The 22,640-nt window shown below is 36.5% G+C and carries 14 protein-coding genes; 2 read left to right on the top strand and 12 right to left on the bottom strand.

Annotated elements, in window-relative coordinates; all coding sequences use genetic code 11:
- Positions 1-197 precede the first annotated feature (197 nt).
- Genes B4F31_RS13020 through B4F31_RS12980 form a run of 9 tightly spaced genes read right to left on the bottom strand, consistent with a single transcriptional unit; the run spans position 198 to position 16,485 of the window.
- A complete protein-coding gene (locus B4F31_RS13020) occupies positions 198-2,444 on the bottom strand; it encodes a GH92 family glycosyl hydrolase (RefSeq protein ID WP_286761454.1) in 2,247 nt (748 codons plus the stop codon).
- Positions 2,445-2,446: 2 nt separating this feature from the next.
- A complete protein-coding gene (locus tag B4F31_RS13015; protein ID WP_093302113.1) occupies positions 2,447-3,634 on the bottom strand; it encodes a peptide-N-glycosidase F-related protein in 1,188 nt (395 codons plus the stop codon).
- Between the two features lie 15 nt (positions 3,635-3,649).
- Complete coding sequence (locus B4F31_RS13010) at positions 3,650-5,968, bottom strand: glycoside hydrolase family 20 protein (RefSeq protein ID WP_093302111.1); 2,319 nt, start codon at positions 5,966-5,968, stop codon at positions 3,650-3,652.
- 3 nt (positions 5,969-5,971) lie between these two features.
- Positions 5,972-9,133, bottom strand: coding sequence for a glycoside hydrolase family 2 TIM barrel-domain containing protein (locus B4F31_RS13005; protein WP_286761453.1), 3,162 nt, complete (start codon positions 9,131-9,133; stop codon positions 5,972-5,974).
- Entirely contained in the window at positions 9,133-10,260 is a 1,128-nt protein-coding gene (locus B4F31_RS13000; protein WP_075326344.1) for a family 10 glycosylhydrolase, read from the bottom strand. Before B4F31_RS13000 ends, B4F31_RS13005 begins: the two co-directional genes overlap by 1 nt.
- Before the next feature lie 19 nt (positions 10,261-10,279).
- Positions 10,280-11,353, bottom strand: a complete 1,074-nt coding sequence (locus B4F31_RS12995) for a carbohydrate-binding family 9-like protein (RefSeq protein ID WP_075326343.1) — start codon at positions 11,351-11,353, stop codon at positions 10,280-10,282.
- The gene (locus tag B4F31_RS12990; RefSeq protein WP_286761452.1) at positions 11,350-12,324 is read right to left on the bottom strand and encodes a glycoside hydrolase family 130 protein; all 975 of its coding nucleotides are present in this window, start codon (positions 12,322-12,324) and stop codon (positions 11,350-11,352) included. The genes B4F31_RS12995 and B4F31_RS12990 overlap by 4 nt, the downstream gene beginning before the upstream one ends.
- Position 12,325: 1 nt before the next feature.
- On the bottom strand, positions 12,326-14,203 hold the full coding sequence (locus B4F31_RS12985) for a sodium:solute symporter family protein (protein ID WP_075326339.1): 1,878 nt from the start codon (positions 14,201-14,203) through the stop codon (positions 12,326-12,328).
- The gene (locus B4F31_RS12980) at positions 14,203-16,485 is read right to left on the bottom strand and encodes a GH92 family glycosyl hydrolase (protein ID WP_286761451.1); all 2,283 of its coding nucleotides are present in this window, start codon (positions 16,483-16,485) and stop codon (positions 14,203-14,205) included. Before B4F31_RS12980 ends, B4F31_RS12985 begins: the two co-directional genes overlap by 1 nt.
- 108 nt (positions 16,486-16,593) lie before the next feature.
- Between B4F31_RS12980 and B4F31_RS12975 the strand changes: the two genes are divergently transcribed.
- Both B4F31_RS12975 and B4F31_RS12970 read left to right on the top strand, forming a co-directional pair.
- The gene (locus tag B4F31_RS12975) at positions 16,594-17,682 is read left to right on the top strand and encodes a sensor histidine kinase (protein WP_075326335.1); all 1,089 of its coding nucleotides are present in this window, start codon (positions 16,594-16,596) and stop codon (positions 17,680-17,682) included.
- On the top strand, positions 17,679-18,368 hold the full coding sequence (locus B4F31_RS12970; protein WP_075326334.1) for a LytR/AlgR family response regulator transcription factor: 690 nt from the start codon (positions 17,679-17,681) through the stop codon (positions 18,366-18,368). Before B4F31_RS12975 ends, B4F31_RS12970 begins: the two co-directional genes overlap by 4 nt.
- A 42-nt stretch (positions 18,369-18,410) precedes the next feature.
- On the opposite strand, the gene B4F31_RS12965 is transcribed toward B4F31_RS12970, so the two are convergent.
- The 3 genes from B4F31_RS12965 to B4F31_RS12955 all read right to left on the bottom strand — a co-directional run bounded on the left by B4F31_RS12965 (position 18,411) and on the right by B4F31_RS12955 (position 22,574).
- Positions 18,411-19,499 (bottom strand): SGNH/GDSL hydrolase family protein, encoded by a 1,089-nt coding sequence (locus tag B4F31_RS12965; RefSeq protein WP_286761450.1) that lies wholly within the window; start codon positions 19,497-19,499, stop codon positions 18,411-18,413.
- Positions 19,496-22,183, bottom strand: a complete 2,688-nt coding sequence (locus tag B4F31_RS12960) for a sodium:solute symporter family transporter (protein WP_286761449.1) — start codon at positions 22,181-22,183, stop codon at positions 19,496-19,498. The genes B4F31_RS12965 and B4F31_RS12960 overlap by 4 nt, the downstream gene beginning before the upstream one ends.
- A gap of 82 nt (positions 22,184-22,265) precedes the next feature.
- Positions 22,266-22,574, bottom strand: a complete 309-nt coding sequence (locus tag B4F31_RS12955; RefSeq protein WP_093302098.1) for a hypothetical protein — start codon at positions 22,572-22,574, stop codon at positions 22,266-22,268.
- Between the last annotated feature and the right edge of the window lie 66 nt (positions 22,575-22,640).

The following is a 22,640-nucleotide window of genomic DNA, read 5'->3' as shown; positions in this document are numbered from 1 at the left end:
ATTATTAGTTTTTGGTTAATTTCTCGAAACAGCTAGTGTCTGTTTTCTTAAACTTTACCCAAATTTGTCATAATCTTTAAGATGAAAAATTAATTTCGACTAATAACATAGCTCAATAGCTAAATAACCTTAAACGAAAACGTTATCGATAAACCAAATGAATAGCGTTTAACATAAGGAGTTCGTAAAAACTTAAATTATTCTTTTTCTGGTGTTAAAAATATTAACTCTTTAGAGTTCACTAAATCTTCGTGGCTAATGAAAAAATTAGGGAATACTTGATTATTTCGCATCAACGGATAAACCTTATTTTTCTGGTTGTTAATTTCCTTTTTGCGAATAATTAAACTGTCTTTTCCATAAAAATCAGGATTTAACTTGATTTTAATTTGTTCAAAAACAGGAGTTGTTATGGTGTAAACGGACTTAGCTGGTATAATTGGATAGAATCCCATCATGCTATAAACTGCCCAGGCACTCATTGTACCTGTATCATCATTACCAGGTAACCCATCAGGAGAGTTTTTATAATACTTGTTTAATAATTTATTTACTTGTTTTGAAGCTTTGTTTTCACTGCCTGGAATAAAATTATAAAGATAAGGATAAGCGAAATCTGGTTCATTGGCCATATCAAAGTGGCCTTTTTCAAAAACCGCATCCAGCTTTTCTTCATAGGCCTTCTCTCCACCCATTAATTTTATTAATCCTTCAGCATCATGAGAAAGCATAAAAAGGTATTGCCAGGCATTTCCCTCAATAAACCCTGGATTTTTGCTGAAATTAGCTCCGGCTAAAGGATCAAAACCTTCCATCCATCTACCATTTTCATGTTTAGGTTGAAGGAATTGAGACTCTGGGTTATATAATTCTCTATAACTAACCGAACGCTTTAAAAATTTTTGATAACCTTCTTCCTTACCTAATTCCTTTGCCAGTTGAGCAATTGCAAAATCTGCTATATTATATTCCTGAGTTACCGAAACCGGACCCGCCACACCAGAATCTACACTTACAAAGCCATTTTTAATATATTCATCAAGCCCCGGTCGTAATGGATTGTTTTCAGTTTTTGTAGCACTTTTAAGCATAGCTTCGTAAGCTTTTTCTACATTAAAATCTGTAAGTCCGCGTAAATAAGTGTCAGACAAAATAACTGCAGCAGGATCTCCCACCATTGTAAAAGTTTCTGTAGAATTTAATTCCCATTTAGGTAACCAACCATTTTCATCATAGATCTCTAACATAGAGTTTACCATCTCTAATTGTTCTTCAGGATAAAGAAGGCTGAGTAATTGATGATAATTTCTATAAGTATCCCACAAAGAAAAAGTAGTGTAGCGTGTTCCTTCTGTTTTACCAATTTTACCTGTTGAAATTTCTGGATATTCTCCATTTACATCATTAAAAATATTTGGATGAATTTGCATATGGTATAAAGAAGTGTAAAAAACATGCTTATCTTCTTCATTATTTCCTTTAACCTCAACAACAGAGAGTTTATCCTGCCAGGATTTTCTAGTTTCCGCATATACCGCATCAAAATCTTTTCCACCGGTTTCCTTTTTAAGGTTTTCCCGGGCATTTTCTATACTAACATAGGAAACTCCAATTTTTAATTCAACCGAGGTAGGTTCTTTAAAATCATAAGTAAAATATGCACCAATACTATCTCCTATTACTTCCCGGGTAAAACCTTTTTTAATGCGAGTTTCCCCGTTGTAAGTCATCCATTGGGCTTCTTCACCTTCATATCTGGAAGGTATTTTCCAGGCACCAAATTCATTGGCAGGTACTGAAAATTCAGCAGCGAAATACACAGGATATGCAGCTTCGGGACTATTATAACAAAACGAACCTACCGTACGCATTCCTTCAATCTCAGTAGGAGATACAATTTTAACCATAGCTCCCTGCTCGTTAGTAAGACCTAAACCTAAATTCAATAAAATGTTTGATTTCCCTTTCGGAAAAGAATAACGGCTCACTCCCGTTCTAGTTGAAGCCGTCATTTCAGCCTTAATATTATATTCATCTAATTCCGCCGAATAATAACCTGCTTTAGCCTCCTCGTTTGAATAAGTTGTTCCATAATTGAGATGGTTAATCTTTAGACTTCCAGTAGTAGGCATACTAATAATAACCCCAAGTTCTGGGCATCCAACGCCACTCATATTGACATGACTAAATCCTGTTAAAAATTTATTTTCATAAACATACGGGTTAGACAACCACCTACTATCTTTTTCTAAAGAATTTAAATCTGTTCGACCTGCTACATTAAAAGGAGAAACACTTGCCATCCCTCTCGGGGCTATTGCCCCGGGATGGGTAGCTCCGAAATTAGAGGTTCCTATAAATGGATTTACGTAATCTACCGGTTCATTTTGAGCGGTTACACATTGGAATAATAGTAAACCGTATACAACTAAAAACTTTTTCATGTTTATTCTTCATAAGTTAAATAAGCCGAAACCAGCCAGTGATTGAGTTTATCTCCTTCTATGGGCGTCCCATCAATAGAAATCTTTAATGTATGGTTGCCTTGTTTCATATCACCCAAATTCACAACTTCAGGACTAACTTTTGAGCCGGGACACCAATTAGAACGAGAAAGGTCTGAAGAAGCCAGGCGTTCTTCAATCTCTTTATATTCCTTTTTACCCTTTTTGTTGTAAGCATAGGCAGTATCCTGACGCGTCCACACTCCAGAAGATGGATTAAACCTTCTAAAAGAAGCACAATCGTCACGCCATGGAATAAAATCAATCACTTTACGGCCATCAACGTTCACTTTATTGTTAATTTTTATAAACTCATCTCCGCCACTATGCCCCCCGTGACCGGTAGTGATATAATGAAGTTTTACATTGGTTGCATCTTCGGGTAATTCAAAATTAGTTTCCAGGTCCTGATAAGCAAAAAGGTCTGGGTGCTTTTGCCCTGCATAATAAATGGTGTTTACTAAAGGAATCACTTTATTTGTGGTTAATGGTCTTCCAGAGTATTCAAGAGAAACATCTATGGTATAGCCTTCGGCCGTCCAGGTATCAATCCAAACACCTATTATAAACTCCCCGGTAAGTTCTGAAGCCAAATGGCTTATATTTTCTTCCCAAACTACTTCCTGAGCCCAATTTGGAACCGAAACAGGGCGGTTATAGCGTATTCTTGGATGCGCTTCTTCATCACTGTAATAACCCACTCCAAAAGGAGTCATAAATCGTAAAATTTCAAGAGCAGGAATATAATTTTCAGCCATTTTAATTCCTGGATAATCTTTAACGCCTGCTGCTTCTGGAAAAGTTTCGGTTCCATTCGCAATATCTTCTATATCAATTTTATCAGGCTCAGTTACCACAAATAATGATCCCGATTTATCCCAGGCATCTCCTGCTGATTTTAGGGTCATTTTCAGTTTTACATCTGTACCTTCAGGAAAAACGGGAGCTTTAACCTTTTTAAATAAAAGCCGTCCATCTTGTACCCTTTTAATACTCAAAGTATCACCTTTCTCTCCGTGAAAATTTACCGGTTGGTTTTTAAATACTTCTACAATTTCTGATTCTTGCGCTTTAAGGGCATTACTTAAAAAAGTCAAAACAGAAATTAATACTAATACATATTTATTCATTAAAACTCTTTTTAATTATTCAACAACTATTTCATCTAAAAACAGCCAGGAATCTCCTCCTCCTGGTGAATGACCCAGGTTATCTACTTCTACTTTAATAAACCTTCCTTCTACAGATTCCTCCAATTCTATACTGAAATCTTTTAATTCCGGATTTCCGTTTTCTTTAAATTCGCGCGAAATGCTACCTATAGAACGGTAGTTATTTCCATTCTCTGAGATGGATACAGAAACTTTCAATGGATAATAAATACCAGATCCCTGATTTTCCATCGCTCCCACACTTACTTTATTAATCTCTGTTAACTCATCCAGGTCTATATCAATTCTCACATCGTCTACTAACCATCCCTGCCACTGGCCATCATGGAAGTTTAAGCTTCCACGAAGTACATTTACCAAGCCCACATCTTCCGGTCCCTTGTAACTATCGTGATAGATGGGCTCATACCTTACTTTTTTTCCCACAGCTTTATGAAAACTAAAAGTTTTTTCCAAAACTGCACCGGGCTGTCTTCCATTTTCAAAAACAGCTGCTTTAAGTTTAGTGGTTTCAGAAATCTCCAGGGGCTGAGTATATTTTTTGGAAGATTCATTTAAGGTATTATCATTTAAAGTATATCTAATTTCAGTATTGGGAAATTCATTTTCCAGGCTTATTTTTAAACTTTCAGAATCTAAATCTACTTCGGTTTCTGCGGTAACGGCAAATGCACTTTTGGCGTAGTTAATATTCATTGCCTCTAAGCGTGGGAGGATATTTTGTTTTAATTTTTCTGAGAAAACCTTCCAATCTTTTTTTTCTTTTGGACTCCATACTACTTCAGAAAGCGCTACCAGTCGGGGAAATAACATATATTCAGAATGACTGGGGCTATCTATAAATTCACTCCATAAATTCGCCTGACCTCCAAGCACATGCTTCTTTTGTTCTATGGACATAGAATCTACTATGGGATCAAATTCATAAACTTTGCTAAGCGTGGTATAACCTCCAAAGGCCACAGGCTCTGTATCGGGATCACCCTGATAATGGTCAAAATACATATGAGACCCAGGTGTCATTACAACATCATGCCCTTGTTTTGAAGCTTCCCATCCTCCCTGTACGCCTCGCCAGCTCATAACGGTTGCTCCTGGGGCCAATCCGCCTTCTAAAATTTCATCCCAACCAATTAAAACTCGATCGTGAGAACTAATAAACCGTTCCATTCGTTGTATAAAGTAACTCTGAAGCTCTTCAACATTCGCCAGATCCTCTTCCTGCATTCTGCCCTGGCAATCGGGGCATTTTTCCCAATTGGTTTTAGTCGCTTCGTCCCCACCTACGTGAATATATTTAGAGGGAAATAATTCCATTACTTCCAGTAAAACGTCTTCTAAAAACTCAAAGGTATTTTCTTTTCCGGGGCAATATATGTCAGTGATTGGCCACACCCCTCCAGAGGGTACCATAATTTCATTTTCAAAACAAGATAGTTCGGGATAAGCTGCAATGGCACTCATCACATGTGCCGGCATTTCAATTTCTGGCACTACAGTAATACCAAGTTTCTCGGCATAGGCCACAATTTCTTTAATATCTGCCTGTGAATAAAACCCGCCTAATGTCGCTTTTTCTCCCGGTTGTGGTGTAGGCCTGGCATTCCAATGCTTATCTTCATGATCTACCCTAAATGCACCTACTTCGGTAAGTTTTGGATATTTCTTAATCTCTATTCGCCATCCCTGATCATCTACTAAGTGAAAGTGGAAAGTGTTTAACTTTAAAAAAGCCATTCGGTCTAAATGCTTTTTTATATATTCTTTTTCAAAAAAATGACGTGCCACATCTAAATGACTGCCCCGCCATTTATACCTTGGACTATCCTTTATACTTACGAACGGTATACTCCAATCGATTTCCCGCACAGAATTTTCTTCAATTTTGATAGGCAATAATTGTCTTAAACTTTGAATTCCATATACAAAGCCGGGTATGCCTGAAGCAGTTATTTCTACCTTTTCTTTATCACTTTCTAAAAGGTATGTTTCCTTTTCTAGTTCATCATCAAGCTTAAAAATTAGATAATTTTTTTCAGGTTTATCGGTAGAAATACCAAGCTTCCAACCGGCGGCACTGCTAAATTTTTCGGTTAAAATTTCAGCAACAGGTTTTAGAGAATCGGGGACTATAATTTTGGTGTTTTCGTTAAAGGTAAATTCACCATCCCTTAGACTCATTTGTTCTGGTTCAGGAATTATTTGAATATTATTAGAATCAACTGTATTCTCGCTACTTTCACACGAAATAATTAACAAGCAAAGTACAATTAGTGTAACCTTTTTTATCATAGCTTACTTAGTTTCAGGAGTTATTTTAAAACGATAGTGATATTTTTCATCTAAAAGCCTGTATTTCTCCAGGGGTAAATGTCCCCAGCTGGTAATGCTTCCCAGCCCCATCTGTGCCTTATCAATAAACAGACTGGTAAGTTCAAGCGGTTTTACCTCGGCTGCGTGGCGCTGGTCTCTTTTTTCCCCATCATCCAGATCTTTCATTAAATAGTGTAGCGCAGTAAAATTAAACGGTTGCTCACCCTCAACTTTTAAGTTGATGTTATTGCCCTCTAACATTAACCAACGGACGTCTGATTTATTTCCTGTTTCTTGTGGACGGATGTAAGGATAATATTGCTCTGCGACGGTTTGACTGTACTTTTTTATTAAAGCTGAATTTTTCCTATCCTTATAATTTTCATGAGGTCCTCTACCATAATATTCCAAGTTGTTGAATTGCGATGGTAACTGCATTTGCATTCCAACTCTTAATGGCATTTTTCTCTTCTCGTTTTGAGGATCGGTATTTAATTGATAGTCAACTATTATTTCTCCCGATCCACTTATGCTATATTCTATATACAGGCTGGAAGCGACCTCATCCAGGTCATATTTTGTTGAAATGATATAATTTCCATCTTTTTCTTTATAATTAAATGATTCTAACGGTGGTTGCTCGCTCATCTTTTTCCAGACTTCCAGCCTGGTAGGCAGTTGGGCTCCATAATCATTATCGGTGGGTGCACGCCAGAAATTAGGTTTAAAATCAAAACCTGTTTTCAGTACTTTATTCCCTTTAAAAATATAATCTGTTAGAAAGCCGGTTTCTTTGTTAAAACTAAAAGTAACCCGTTCATCTTTGAACAATACTCTCTTTTCTGAATCCTCAACCTTTATTGCTGTTTTTTCTAAAAATTCAAGTTTTTGCGGCTCTCGTACTCTAATAGCTAACTGTTCACTAGAAAGAACATGATTTTCTTTTAAGAGGCCCTCCTCTGCCTTAAGAATATATTCTAAATTGAGAAATATCTCATTATAATTTTCATTGGGAAGTGGGAAGCCCAAATCGATCTCTTTTAGTTCCCTGGGTGCTATTTCTAAAGATTCTAATTCGCCATTGTCTATAATTTCTCCATCAGCTTGCAAAAACCAGTTTAATCTTACATCAGATAAGTCCTTAAAGAATTGTTCATTAAAAACTTTAATCTTAGTAGCTTGTGCATCCACCAAACTTGTTCGCACTGGTTGGTAAATTTTCTTAACCTCAAAAGCGTGTGGATTTGGATTTCTTTCAGGTGAAAACACGCCATTATTGAGAAAATTATTAGCACTAGGAACATCCTCTGGACCAAAATCTCCCCCATAGGCAAAAATTTTAGTGCCGTCTTCCAATATTTTATAAATGGACTGGTCTACCATATCCCAAATAAATCCACCTTGAAAAGTATCGTAGTCCCGAATTATCTTCCAATAATCTTCAAAATTCCCAAGGCTGTTTCCCATAGCGTGAGCATATTCACAAAGAATATAAGGTCTATCGGGATCAGGATTTTTTTGTACATAAGCCAACATCTCATCGGGAGAGGCATACATTGGTGCAATTATATCAGTATTCCATTCAACTTGCATATCTGCCTTACTTCGATAAGGTAAAATTGCACGTTCATGCATTATAGGCCGTGAAGGATCACGTTCTTTTATCCAGGTATAGCCCTCATAAAAGTTATATCCATTCCCCGCTTCATTACCCATACTCCAAATCACAATTGAAGGGTGGTTTTTATCCCTTTCAACCATTCTTTCAAGACGTTCCAGGTGTGCCTTTTTCCAATTAGGATTATTAGCAAGTGTTCTGGTTAAATCATAACCCATCCCATGAGATTCAATATTAGCTTCATCAACCACATAAAGGCCGTACTTATCACAAAGTTCATAGAAATATGGATCATTGGGATAATGTGAAGTTCTAACCGCGTTAAAGTTGAATTCTCTAAGCCTCTTTACATCTTGCAACATTCTTTCGCGAGAAACAACCTGTCCAGTGGTAGGATCTGTATCGTGCCGGTTAACGCCTTTAAAAAGTACTGGCTTACCATTTACCAATAATTGAGCATCTTTAATCTGAATTTCCCTGAAGCCTACATTTTGATGAATAATCTCCTGTACTTTTCCTTTTTTATCTTTTAGCGTAAATTTTACTGTGTATAGATTTGGTGTCTCGGCCGTCCATTTATCGGGATTTTCAACATCTATTTTAATTTCTGAAGATTCCTGCCATTCGCTTACTCTCTTTTCAGCCTGGTATAACTTATCATCTTCCCTTTCAAGTATGATTTCCAGCCTATGTTTGTCGCGTTTAGGTATATCTGAAAACTCCGGTACGATAGTTAGAATGGCATCCTGGTAATGCTCATCCAATTCGGTTTTTACCTCAAAGTCCTGCAATCTCACTTTTTTTCTTGCAAAAAGATAGGTGTCACGGGTAATACCGCTCATTCGCCAATAATCCTGTCCTTCTAAATATGAGCCGTCACTCCAGCGCATAACTTTCATTACAATTAAGTTCTTACCGGTTTTAATAAATGGTGTGATATTGAATTCCTGCGGTAATTTGGCATCTTCCCCATAACCAACATATTCTCCATTTACCCAAACTTTCAGGTTTGATTTTGCCGCTCCCACGTGTAAAAACACGTCTTTCTGATCCCAATTTTCGTCTATTTCAATGTTACGGCGATACACCCCTGTTGGATTATAATCCACCGGTACTTTTGGAGGATTAATATCTATTAGGTTTTGAAATTCATAGGTAGCATTTACATAAATAGGAATACCATAACCATTAACCTCCCAGTTTGACGGTATCTGAAAAGTATTCCAGGAAGAGTCATCAAAGTTAAGGGTATGGAAATTTTTTGGTAATTCACCCGGACTTTCATACCATTTAAAATCCCATTCTCCATTAAGATTTAAATAGTTTTTAGAATCTTTCCAGTTATTTGTTTCTGCCAATGATTTATTCTCAAAAACAAAATAGGAAGCCCGCATAGGCTCCCTATTTTCTTGATTTATTTCAGGATCGAGATAATATTCGTTTTGAGAAAAAAGGTCCTGCCCTGTGAGTACTAGAGCTAAAGATCCGACCACGAATGAAATATAGTATTCTTTAAATTTATACATTATTCTTCTTTTAGAAGTTCTCTTGCTTTTTTAAGTGCTTCAAAATGTTCATCAGTAAAGGCTCCTCCATCAAAGAATGCTGCTCCTTTTGCTCCATTTTCATAAGCAAACTTTATAGCATTTACCAGTTCTTCCCCATTTAATTCTGGAAGGTAAATCCCGGTGTGCAATTCAGTATTAGTACCCTTTAAATCTTTAACACCCTGCCCTGTAGCAAAACCAATCCAGTCTATTTCTTCATTATAAAAATTTTGATAAATCATAGGCAAAACCATATCAACATTCCATTTATCCCAACGTTGACGTACCATATGATCTGCCATTTCAGGATAAGGAAATACAGCTGCTGTTAAATATTTATCGTTCTTGTGGGCTATTTTATAAGCTTCATCTACAATCGCTTTTACTTTATTCAAACGGAATTGCTTCCATTCCATATCAATAGCCGGATTATCAAAATCTTTCGGATTTTTATGATGCTCTTTTTCAAATTCAGCTACACAAACCTCACAATAGCAGAAATCAAATTCAGCAAGTTCTTCATTTTGCTCTAAATCATATTTTGGCAGCAACCCGATAGGAAGAAAGATATCAGAATACCTAATATAATCCAGGTGTACACTTTCAACACCTTCTACTTTGGCCAAACCTTCTACCAAACTTAAAATATGATTTTTAGATTCTTCCCGGGTTGGGCAAAGCCATTTATAGTAACCAACATAAGGTGGTTGGTCAAAAGTGGATTTACCATCCCTGCTCACTGCGTACCAATCAGGGTGTTTTTGAGCTTCTTCATCTCCCGGGCGGTTCACGGTAAACATCCAGGCATGAACTTCCAAACCTTGTTCTGTAGCCAGTGGAGCTAATTCTGAAAGCAATTGGGCATCAGCTTCTGTATTAATTAACACTGCATCTATTCCATTTTCTTTATATTTTCTGAATTCTTCTGAATACTCCTTATCTGATTTTTCGGGACTGGCTGTTATCCAGGTCCAATACTTAAAATCATTGTTTGAAGAATTGGTTTTTTCTTCAGATTTCTTTGTTGCAGCTGAATCATTTTTAGCAGAAGAATTTCCACAAGCTGTAACTGTAAAAGCCAATAATAAATAATAGATATATTTCATTTTTTAAATTTTATACCGGTTAGTTTTTTTGTTTTATAAAATCTCCATCTTCTTTAATAAGAAGTTTATCGCCTGTAAAGGGGCTTTCTACCCAAATATTCCAGCCTGTTTTGTGGACTTCTAATTTAGGCTGCAGTTTTTCACCTTCAACCTGTACAAAATCCCCATTGATTTTTGAAAGAGTTCCTGCCCACTTTCCATTTTTATCTTTATAGGTTTTTTGAGCACGGTACATTCTATATAACTCCCATTTTATTTTCTCATCATTTGGAATACTGAATTCCTCTTTTTCGCCAGGAGCTTTGTTTGAAAAATAAACATATCCCCAATGTTCCGGTTCGTGCATATTAATAACTCCTTGCGGTGACCACACCCAATTATATTCGTGTTTAAAACCACCTTTCCCATCTTTGGCCCGGGAATAAGTACCATTTTCCAGATCAAATTCCCAGTTTACCCGAGAAAAATTAATACGCCAAAATTCATTCTCTGGGATTTCATTGTGGCTATTAGCTTCCTTTAGAACTTCCCATGGCATAGCAACTTCAACACTCCAAAATTCATCTTCATCAGAAGCATCATTTAAGGTTCCCTGTATATATACCTGAGATTTGAGGCCTTGAATATCCCAGCTGTCCACAATTGGCGCTGGTTCACGGTAAGGTTTTACAATAAATAAATCCCAAATGGTATTTAGAGCATTCATTTCAAACTCGTAATAATTATGGGTATCACCATCTGGGTCTATGAAGATTTCAAAATCATTATTATAGAATATAACCGTATCACGTTGTTTTAAAGTAGCCCAAATATGCGGCTCTTCCATTTTCGCATAAAAATACAGGTAATCTTCATCCCAAAGCATTTTCATATTGGTTTGATAGGTAGGGATTTTTTCACCTTCAATATCTATGAAATCCTGACTTTTAGGTGTAGTCTTCCAGGCGGTTTCTTCTGCCTTGCCATCAATAATTATCTTCTCTGAAGTTTTATGGGCAACGTAGGTACGAGGAACCTGTTTACTTTGAGCAAAATTTTGCTGTTGAAAAAGGAAACCAATTACCATTAAAACAAAAATATATTGTTTTATCATAAACTGTTATTTTTTACAAAATTTACAATCTCACGAAGCTTTCCAAAAGCTATTGCAGTTACCGTATCGGCCGCGCCGTAGTAGAGAGCTAATTTATCCTCTTTTTCCGAATGTATAGCGGCACAGGGGAAAATTACATTTGGTACATCTCCAGTAAGTTCATATAACTCAGCTGGAGCCATTAAATAAGGTTGAGAACGGTATTTAACTCTATCAGGTTCATTTTCATCTAAGAGTGCTGCCCCAATAGAATACCTAAAACCATTACAGGTAGCAATTACTCCATGATAAAATACAAGCCAGCCATCATCTGTTAAAATTGGAATTGGGCCGGCGCCAATTTTGGTACATTGCCAGGCACTTTGCTCAAATGGAGCAACTTTCATCACACAGCGATGCTCACCCCAGTATTTCATATCAGGGCTGTAACTAATATAAATATCGCCAAACGGGGTGTGTCCATTATCACTAGGTCTACTTAGCATAGCATATTTACCGTTAATTTTCTTCGGAAATAACACCCCATTCCGATTAAAAGGTAAAAACGCATTTTCACACTGAAAGAATTCTTGAAAATCAAAAGTATATCCTATACCTATTGTTGGGCCGTGATAACCATTACACCAGGTAATCCAGTAGCGGTCTTCTATAAAAACCACCCGCGGATCGTACTTATAATCAGAGTCTATCATTTGCGTATTGCCCGCTTTAAAATCTATAGGCTCGTGATTTATTTCCCAATCAATCCCGTTTTTACTAAAACCGGCAAAAATATTCATTTGCACCGCTTTATTATCGCACCTAAATACTCCGGCATAACCATCTTTATAAGGCACCACTGCACTGTTAAAAATACTGTTGGAGGAAGGAATTGCATAACGGTCTATAATGGGGTTTTCTGAATAACGCCACATTACCGTATTACAATTTTCAGGTTTCTCCTGCCAGGGAATATTTTTTAATTTTTCCATATTATTCTTTATAATTTTTTACTTTATCCAACCAGGTAAATTTTAAAATTACCGTAGTTATAATAAATACAGTTAACCAAACTAACACCTGATAAAAGTCGCGCACCACAAGGTAAATTGGCATCAATATCATACTGGATTGCCAAAGTATTCCTATCGCACAATTAAACATATCTATCCCGAAATCCTTATTCTTCTCTACCGGATGCCCATCCTGCTCCATCATTTTGCGTACCGGTTTCCATAATCCCCAGGGGCGTACATTTTCATAAAATGATTTTAAGGTTTGGTAATTAGTAGCTGGAGTTAGCCAGGTTCCCAAAATACAGCCTAATAAGGAAAACCCAAAAATGATAGGAAAGAGATAAATGGCCGGTGTACCCGCAATTTCAAACAACCAGCTACCTTCCATATAATGTTCCTTATTCTTATCTACAAAAAATTGTAGGGTAGCGATTATTAAGCCGGAGAGCATGCCCCAAAAATAACCCCAACCGTTAAAACGCCACCACACCCATTTTAAAAAATTTGCAGCAATATATCCGCCGTACAGCGCACTGGTTATCCATAATGTGATTGAATTTATTGAATCGGCAAAAAAGCCCATAATTACCCCAAGTGCTACCACCAAAAATGAAGAAATATGGCTCGCCCTTATATAATGTTTATCGGTAGCTTCAGGTTTAAAATATTTTTTGTAAATATCGTTTACTATATATGCAGGCCCGGAATTTACAAAAGCTGAAAAGGTTGACATAAAAGCAGCTAAAAGCCCAGCCAGCAACAAACCCTTAATTCCAACGGGCACTTCATAATTAATAACCTGAGGTAATACTAATTCCATATCACCTCCATTTAAATTTTCCAGCGCAGCAATTTCTGGTGCGAGAAATACAAGCCCCAAAACCACGATTCCACCAACCAGTAAATAACGCGGAATAAAAAGTACCAAATTTGTGAATCCGCTCATATAAGCAGCATCTCTCACAGTTCGGGTAGAGAGTATACGTTGCATATCATAACTGGGCGTTGGACCAGCGACACTTGCGAAAAAACCCTTAAACAGGGTCATCCCGATAAAAGCTCCAAACATTTTATATCCTTCGGTATCAATAAGTTCATTAAAAACATCCTTTTTACCGCTCCAAAAACCTTCCAGTTCATTTCCAAAGGCAACATTTTTCCATTCTTCGGGAATCGCTGCACTAATTTCCACATCGGTTATTACAAAAAAAGTATAGCCGGCAATCAGGATTCCTGCTAATACCATAATTAAATATTGTAAAACTTCTGTCGCTACTACCGAAAACATCCCCCCTTTAATGGTATAAATAGTAGTAAGAAAAATTATAATTAGTGCGTAAGCTTGTTCAGATGTTAGCAATAAAAAATCGCCAATAAATAAATCCAGACTCCAGGGTAATATTACAGTCATAAATTTACCTACACCTTCAAAAAAATAAGCTATAAAACCTATGGCCGCTACTACGGCAAAAATTGCCACAATTAGGTGAGAAGCCCTTCCTGCCCTGTCGTCACCAAAGCGGGTTAAGATCCATTCAGAACCTGTCATCACACCCGAACGACGAATCCAGACCGCCAGGAACATCATGACAAAAATCTGGTTCCAGATTGGCCACATCCACATAAACATAAAGCTTTTTACCCCGTATAGAAATAAAATTCCCACCATCCAGGCCGTTCCGGAAACATCAAACATTCCTGATCCATTACTTAGCCCTAAATAGTACCATTTTATGCTTTTTCCACCTAAGAAATAGGAGTCAAGACCTTTAGAAGCCTTACGGGAAACATAAATCCCCAGGCCAAGAGTAACGGCCACGTATACAATAATTATAAATACATCCCAAAATGCCATTAGTTCGAGCTGCTTTTCTTAGTACCCCATTCTTTATTAGGCTCAGCCCCCATTTTAAAAACGAGGTCTCCTCCTTCTAAAATCTTTTCATGGGAAATATTGGTTTGATTGAACTCTTCTCCATTTAGACTGGCCGATTGTATATAGATATTTCCATCGGAAACATTTTCAGCCTTTATGCGAAAAGTTTTTCCGCCTTTTAAACGGATTTCTGATTCTTCAAAGATTGGACTGCCAATTTCATAAGTTGCTGAAGCAGGATTAAAAGGATATAAGCCCATACTACTAAAAACATACCATGCCGACATTTGTCCTGCGTCTTCATTTCCACTTAGTCCATCTGGCCTGGTGCTATATTGGGTTTTTAAAATTTCTCGCACCCAATATTGCGTTCTCCAGGGTTGCCCTGCTTTATTAAACAAATAAGCAATATGATGGCTCGGTTCATTTCCGTGAGCATACTGGCCGATTAAACCGGTTATATCTGCCGAAATATGATCTCCGGTAATCTCAGAACTTTCTGTAAAAAGCTGTTCCAGTTTTTCGTTGAATGCAGTTTCCCCACCGTGTAATTCTATAAGATTTTCCGGCTCGTGAAGCACAAACCAGCTATGTTGCCAGGCATTACCTTCGGTATAGTCTGTATTTACACGGTGGTTAGAATGTTTTGGATCAAAAGGCTCATTCCACGAATTTTCTGCGCTTTTTCTTCCGCGCATAAAACCGGTTTCCTTATCAAAAACCTTTTCATAAGCTTTGGCCCGATTAGAGAAATATTCATAATCTTCTTCTTTCCCTAATGCTTTCGCCATTTGCGCTACGCACCAATCGTTATAGGCGTATTCTAAAGTCATAGTAACAGATTCATCACTCGCATCATATGGGATAAACCCATGCTCTTTATAAGCTTTTAGTCCTCGAGCATCTTGCATCATCGTAGTTTTCATTGCTTTAAAGGCTTCTTCAGGATCAAACCCCTCAATTCCTTTAAAGTAAGCCTCTGCAATTACCGGGATTGAATGATAGCCGGTCATGGTATTGGTTTCATTTCCATAAAGCGTCCATACCGGGAGCGATTTTTCAACCTTATAATATTCCAACATAGAATTAATAATATCGGTAACTTTATCTGGGTTGGTTATGGTAAGTAGGGGTTGCTGCGCCCTAAAAGTGTCCCAAAGAGAAAGCGTAGAGTATGCTGTGTAATTGGTCTTTACAATACTGTCATTTTCTTTTCTAAATTCTCCATTGCTATCGCTAAATACCACCGGGGAAAGCTTGGTGTGATAAAGTGCTGTATAAAAAATTGTTTTTAAGGAGTCCTGCGGAGTTTTTACTTTTATTCCAGAAAGTTCCTTTTCCCAATTTTGAATGGCTTCTTCTTTGATATTTTCAAAATCGAAATCTCCTTGGGCTAAATTTTGTTTGGCATTTTCAACACTTACCGAAGAAACAGCGATCTTCATTTCAATTTCCCGACCGGAATCTTTATCGAAATAGAATTGCACTGAAGTCTTCTCTCCCGAAACTTTATCTCCTTCCACTACTTGATAATCCTGAAAAAATCGGTGATCGGTTATTGGTTTTGAAAATTCTGCTACAAAAAATACTTTCTGGTTATTTGCCCAACCGGTACTGTGCCTATAACCGCTAATTGTGGTTTTATTTTCAATATTTATAGCGGTTTCTGTAGGTTTATCCCAGTTAATGGCAAAACCCAAATCCAGAATAAGGCTTTGTTCGCCGTTTTCCTCAAATTCATACTTATGATATGCAGTCCTGTCTAAAGTTGTGAGCTCAACTTTCACTTGAGGTTTATCGAGAAAAACACTATAGAAACCGGGAATGGCAATTTCAGAATCGTGTTGAAATTCTGAAGCATAAGGAATATCTTTCTGTGAAGTTACTTTCTGGCTAAGATCAATCTCCTGGGTAACCGGCATAAAAAGTAAATCGGCTAAATCACCAATTCCGGTACCGCTTAGGTGCAATTGACTAAACCCAGCAATGGTATCGCTTGATATATGATAACCGGAACACCAGTCCCAACCACTTCTTCCATTATCTGGGCTAGGTTGCAACATCCCAAAAGGTTGAGCCACTCCGGGAAAGGTATGTCCATGTCCTCCAGTTCCTATAAAAGGATCCACATGTGCGGTTAATTTTTCAGTTTTATCAGAGTTATTTTTTTCTTTTTCCCGTTGCTCACAGGAAGCAAAAATTAAAACCAAAAAACATACTAATAAATTTCCTGGGGCTTGAAATCGATTATTTAAGATCACGTAAACATTATTTTAACTTATATGCTAAATATTCATATATTCAGCGTCACAAAAAAGAAATTTAGACCAACAACCATTTACAAAAGCTGAATAGCGAAAAAAATCAAAATGCTTACCAGAAAACAATTCTTAAACGGTTTCTCCATTCAAAACCAGGGTGACTATAAAATTACTGCCTGGCATCATTTGGTTTTTTGGTTAATATATTTTCTTTTTAATACGCTGCGATGGGGTAGTTATTACGATGATTTTGCTTTATCACTTAAAGGTAATTTGATTGGCTTTCCTATTCATATGTTTTTATGCTATTTCACCATTTATTTTTTAATTCCAAGATTTATCTTTAAACGGCGATTTATAAGCTTTTCCACTATTTTATTAGCATCAATTTTTATTATGGTAGTGGCTAAGTTCTATCTTACGCTATTTCTTGTAAGTAATAATGTATGGCCTGAAGGTCCCGAAGCTACTTCTGAATTCACATTTAATTACGCCCTTACTATGATGCTGGGAGAGTTCTATGTGATTTCTTTTGTAACCGCAATAAAAATAACTTTAGATTGGCTTAGTGCAAGCAAACGGGCCGCAAGATTAGAAAAAGAGCAACTTCAAACCGAATTGCGTTTTTTACGGTCGCAAATTTCACCTCATTTTTTCTTCAATACCCTAAATAATATATACTCTCTAAGCCTTGAACAATCTAAAAAAGCTTCGGAAACTGTTTTAAAACTTTCTGAACTTATGCGCTATCTACTTTATGAAACTAAAGATAACAAACAACCACTTGATAAAGAAATACTTTGTATTCAGAATTACCTAGATTTGGAACGAATTAGATATGGGGAACAGGTAAAAATAAATATGGAAGTTACCGGGGATATTGAGGGTAAAAAAATTCCGCCTATGCTATTTATTCCATTTATTGAAAACGCTTTTAAGCATGGGGCCAGTAAGAACATTGGAGATGTATGTATTTCTATAAAATTACAGGTGAAACAGGAAGATATTTACTTTAAAGTAAGCAACACCTTACCAGACAAAAGAATAAATAATAAGCTGGAAAAGGAAAGCGGAGGCATAGGGATAAAAAACGTAAAAAAACGCTTGGCTTTAGGCTATGCCGAAAAAGATTATAATCTGGAAATATACTCCAAAGACGAGAACTTTATTGTCGCATTAAAATTAAAATCTAAATGAGTTTACGCTGTGTTATTATTGATGATGAGCCTCTGGCGGTAAGCGTTATAAAGAATCATCTTTCACAAGTTAAAGATATTAAGGTTGAAGCTAGTTTTAATAATGCTGTAGAAGCACTTGAATTTCTGAGAAAAAATCCTTCAGATGTTCTTTTCCTTGATATTAATATGCCGGTTTTAGATGGGTTTAGTTTTCTTAATACCCTGGAGAAAAAACCCATGGTTATAATAACTACTGCTCATCAGGAATATGCAGTAAAAAGTTTTGAACTTGATGTACTCGATTACCTGGTGAAGCCAATATCTTTTCCACGTTTTCTAAAGGCGATAGATAAAGTAAAACGCCAATCGCTTAATCAGCCTACCGAAACAGAACATCTTTTTGTAAAAGTAGACAAAAAGAAAATGAAGAAAATTTACCTTAATGATATTCTGGTAGTGGAAAGCTTAAAAGATTATATCAAAATTATAACACGTTCTGGTAAATATATAGTACACCAAACTTTAAGTAGTTTTACCGAAAGTTTACCTGAAAAAAAATTCTTAAGAATTCATAGGTCATATACCATATCAGTAGATAAAGTTGATGCTGTGGAAGGCAATAGTGTGGAAATAAATGGATCTCTATATGTTATTGGGCGTAGCTATCTCAATGAGGTAAAAGCTAAAATCCTTGATCTAGAATAACATTTTAAACCTTCAAAAATTTTATCTAAATCTTAGCGATTTTTAATTTATTACTTTACGTAATAAGTGAAGGTAAGCATTGGCATATTTTATCATTCCAGCATCATTTGGGTGCACCCCATCAATAAAATCTTCCTGGTCTAACCCCAACTCTTTAAATCCTAAAAGGTAAATATTATCAAATCCCTCTCTTTTTAATTTCTCAAAAGCTTCCCGATTAGATCGATTTAATTCGAGGTACTTTTCTTTTTCAGGATAATGGACTGCTCCATGTGGATATCCCGCATGATCAGTTAAAATTATTGGTGTTTCAGGATGTGATTTTCGAATGGTTTTAACCCCTTCTATCAAACGAATTTTAGCTTGTTGTGCGTTCAAACCCTGACCAGATGTGAAATTTGCAAGACAATCTAATATAAAAACTTCTGCATCTAATTGGGCTAAAAAATTAAGAACCTCTTCTTCTAAACGCCCATTTCCAGAAAAACCGTAATTAAATAAAGGAATTCCAATTTCCCTTGATAAAATTGAAGTCCAGGCTGTACCCGGTCTCCCTGCACAAGCACCCTGAGTTATGGAAGTACCATAAACTACAATTGGTTTTGTAAGGTCCCGTGGAGATTCTTTGTAATTAGAATTAGTTTTAATACCAATTTCCATATGAGATACGGTATTGTACAATGGGAGATATAATCTTAACTTATTTTGAGTCGAATCTATAGTATCTTTTAGCCGAAATTTATAGGAAATAGTATCTGCAAAATTATAATTGGCCTTTACCCAATCCCAATTCCCTTCATCACGTTTATAAAGATCTATTCCACTTACCCCCGTTGCAGGCATATGCGGAAATTCTACCGGTCCTTTTACCTCGTATTTCACAATAATCTCATCAGTATTAGTTTCAAAATCCATATAGACACCTGCAGGATTTTCAGATAGATCCCATACGCGTTTTCTCACAATGTTTTTCATAGAGTCGGGAAAACGTTGAAATGGATTTGAAGTCTCGGTATCAATTCTTCCCCCATGCTTCATTTTGACCACTTTATACCAGGTAAATTCTGTAGCATTCTGTGCGGTTAGAACTCCAAAAATCAGCATTAAAAATAAGCTTAGAGATCCTTTCATTGTTCAAATTTATGATCTTTCAAACCTTTATGATAAACCAGGTTTTTAGAGTTATCATTTCTTTTAACCTTTATCATCAAACTTGCCAGATAACCTCCAATCACACAAACCGGAATTGCGATTAGGGGATAGATATAGAAATTTATAGGAGTTTGATATTTTAGAAAAACAACCACAATTACACTAAGTAAAGCCCCGATTAATGTACCAGCCCAATTAGCTCTTTTTAAGAAAATCCCGAGAATAAAAATACCTGTAAGGGCACTTCCAAATAAACCAACAACTTCCTGGAAGAAGAAAAAGAGGGAAGCAATGGGAAAAGCTGCCATTAAACAAGCAACTGCTGTACCAATTACCCCAACCGTTATTGTTACCCATTTTGCAACTTTCATAGCAGTAAGTTCGGAGTAATTTTTACTAAAGCGTTTATAGTAATCAACCGTAACCACCGTTGATACACTATGCATACTGCTATCTAAACTAGACATTGAAGCAGAGTAAATCCCCGCTATTACAAGACCGGCCACACCGGGAGGAAGGTGATTTGCAATAAACAATGGGAAAATACCATCATTTTGCATTCCCACAACTATAAAATCAGGATTGTCTTTAAAAAAGACATATAAAAAAGTCCCCATTAAAAAGATAAGCAATCCAGCAGGAATGGAAATTATTCCGTTAAGCCAGATACTTTTACGTGATTCCTTTTCATTGGCTGTGGTTAAATAACGTTGTACTACTGCCTGGTCTGTAGTGTACGGCGCAAAATTTAATGCAAAAGAACCTAAAAATAATGACCAGGTTACGACCTCAGTCCAGCTAAATCGGAAATCGAATAACTTCATTTTATTATCCGCATAAGCAGTTTCAAAAATATAACCTACATCCCCAATATCTATGGCTATATAGATAAGTCCAAGGATAAGACCCCCAATAAGTACAATTACCTGAATAACATCTGTCCAAATTACAGCTTCAATACCTCCCAATACCGTGTAAAGTATTGCAAGAACACCCATGATAATTATTGCCGTATAGATGTCCAAACCTACTACTGTAGACAGTGCAAGGGCTGGCAGATAAACAACAATCCCCATTCTCGCCACCTGAAACAATACGAAAGAAGCACTACCAAATATTCTCACCGCAATATTAAATCGCTTTTCAAGATATTCGTAAGCAGTAGTAATATTTAAATTTCTAAAGAATGGAAGATAAAAGGTAATGACGATAGGCACCGTAAGCAAAATAGTAAAGTAACCTAAATAGGCCTGCCAGTCATAAGAATAGGCCAAAGCCGGTTGTGAAAGATAGGTTATTGCACTAAGCATCGTTGCATAAATACTCAACCCAGCAGCCCACCAGGGTATACGCCCCCCAGCCAGAAAATAATCATCTGTACTATTGTTTCGTCTGGAAAAATACCAACCAAGCCCAACAATTAATGCTAAGTAAACAAATAAAGTAATGTAATTAATCAAGCCAAAATCTGCCCGGTGGGGCTCCACACTAATTTTGTGAACGGCCGGGGTACGTACACCAGGACTTATCTCTCCTCCAGCAATAAAAATCTCATCATTCCAAAATTCGGCATCGGTTACTACAGGAGATTTTCCGGGAATCTCCCCTCTTTGACTCCAGGTATCTGTAATGGCATGATATGCCCAAATGGTGGAAGAGAAAGATGTATTCTGAAAATTATTAGCTATTAATTTTTTAAGCGAATCAGATTTGTGACGAGCTTCTGCTTCCGAATAATTAGATTCACTTACAGATACCAACTCATTCTGAAGTTCTAAACGCTGATTCCAAAGTTGATTTTCTCCACCAGCTCCCCCAAAAATAATAATATGTGCATCCCCAAGTTTCACCGCAGGCGCAGCTCCAATATATCCTCCCGAAAGCCCGGGGGTAGTATTGGTAGGAATATCTGCTTTTTGTCTCCATTTCTTTTGAAGCGGATTATATTCATACACATCAGTCAAAAATTGATTCGGATCATTTGCATCGGGATTGAAATGAGTTCCACTAAAAACATAAACACAATTCGCCTTTCCGTTGTTCTGGCTAACCACTACGGGTTGAATTCTACCTGGGCCTGGTAAATCTTCTAAACGTTGCCATTCATTATTTTTAAAAGAGAAAAATTTATTACTTGCTTTACTCCCATTTTCTTCCTGTCCTCCAACAACAAAAACCTCATCACCTATATTTGTAGCCTGCATATTAGCCAGAGGTTCAGGTAGATCAGGCTGCTTTTCAATTTCGATTTTCTTCTCTCTCGGGTTCCATTTTAGCAGAAAAACTTCAGAAAATGTACCATCTGAATTATTCCCTCCAATGCATAACAAGCCATCGGGAGTAGACACTGAAGCTCCATAAGCCAGTTTCCGGGGTAATTTTGCATTTACTGAAATCCAGTTATAGCTATCATTCGATTTTTGTAAAACTTCAATAGTATTATACCAAACTTTTTCTCCTCCTTCCCAAACTGGATCATTTGGAAAATTTGCTCCTCCAGCTACTATAAATGCATCATTATGAATACCAGAAAAGGCTCCATTTACGCCTAAATCATCATTAAGCGTGGCAATAGTATCCCATTTAAAATCAAGTTTTTTCTCAGTTTGCGCAGTTAGTTGCCCACACAGGAAGAACAAAAGTAAAATCACCCGAATATTCATATGCTAAATTTTGGCCTAAAGATAACAATTTTGTATTATGTATAACATATATAAATATTATTTTATAACTTACTTTGTGAATTTATTGTTTTTCTAATGAAGTTATAGTTATTATTGGTGCAGTTATACATTCGTTAGTTAGAATGTCTGATTTGCTATGTTTTCTAAAAGCAACCTTGACTTCTACACCCATTGCGCGAAATTGTTCTTCTATTTCATGTTGAAAAACATATTTTTCATCAGAAAGTTTTAGAGTAATATAGCCATTTATAGTTGCACAGTCTGGCTGGTAATATAAAGTAGCCGCTGCATGTTCTAATTCATTATCATTTTGCTTTTCAACAGTACAACCCAGTAGTAATATTAAGAAGATGAAAGAGAAAAACTTCATACTATTAATTCATATTAAATCCTTGAAATCTACCATAATTCAATGTATAGTTACTATTAATAAATA

Origin of the sequence: Salegentibacter sp. UBA1130 (assembly GCF_002311535.1) — a bacterium.
In the GTDB taxonomy this organism is placed as follows: Bacteria; Bacteroidota; Bacteroidia; order Flavobacteriales; family Flavobacteriaceae; genus Salegentibacter; species Salegentibacter agarivorans.
This window is presented reverse-complemented; position numbering and strand designations above follow the sequence as displayed.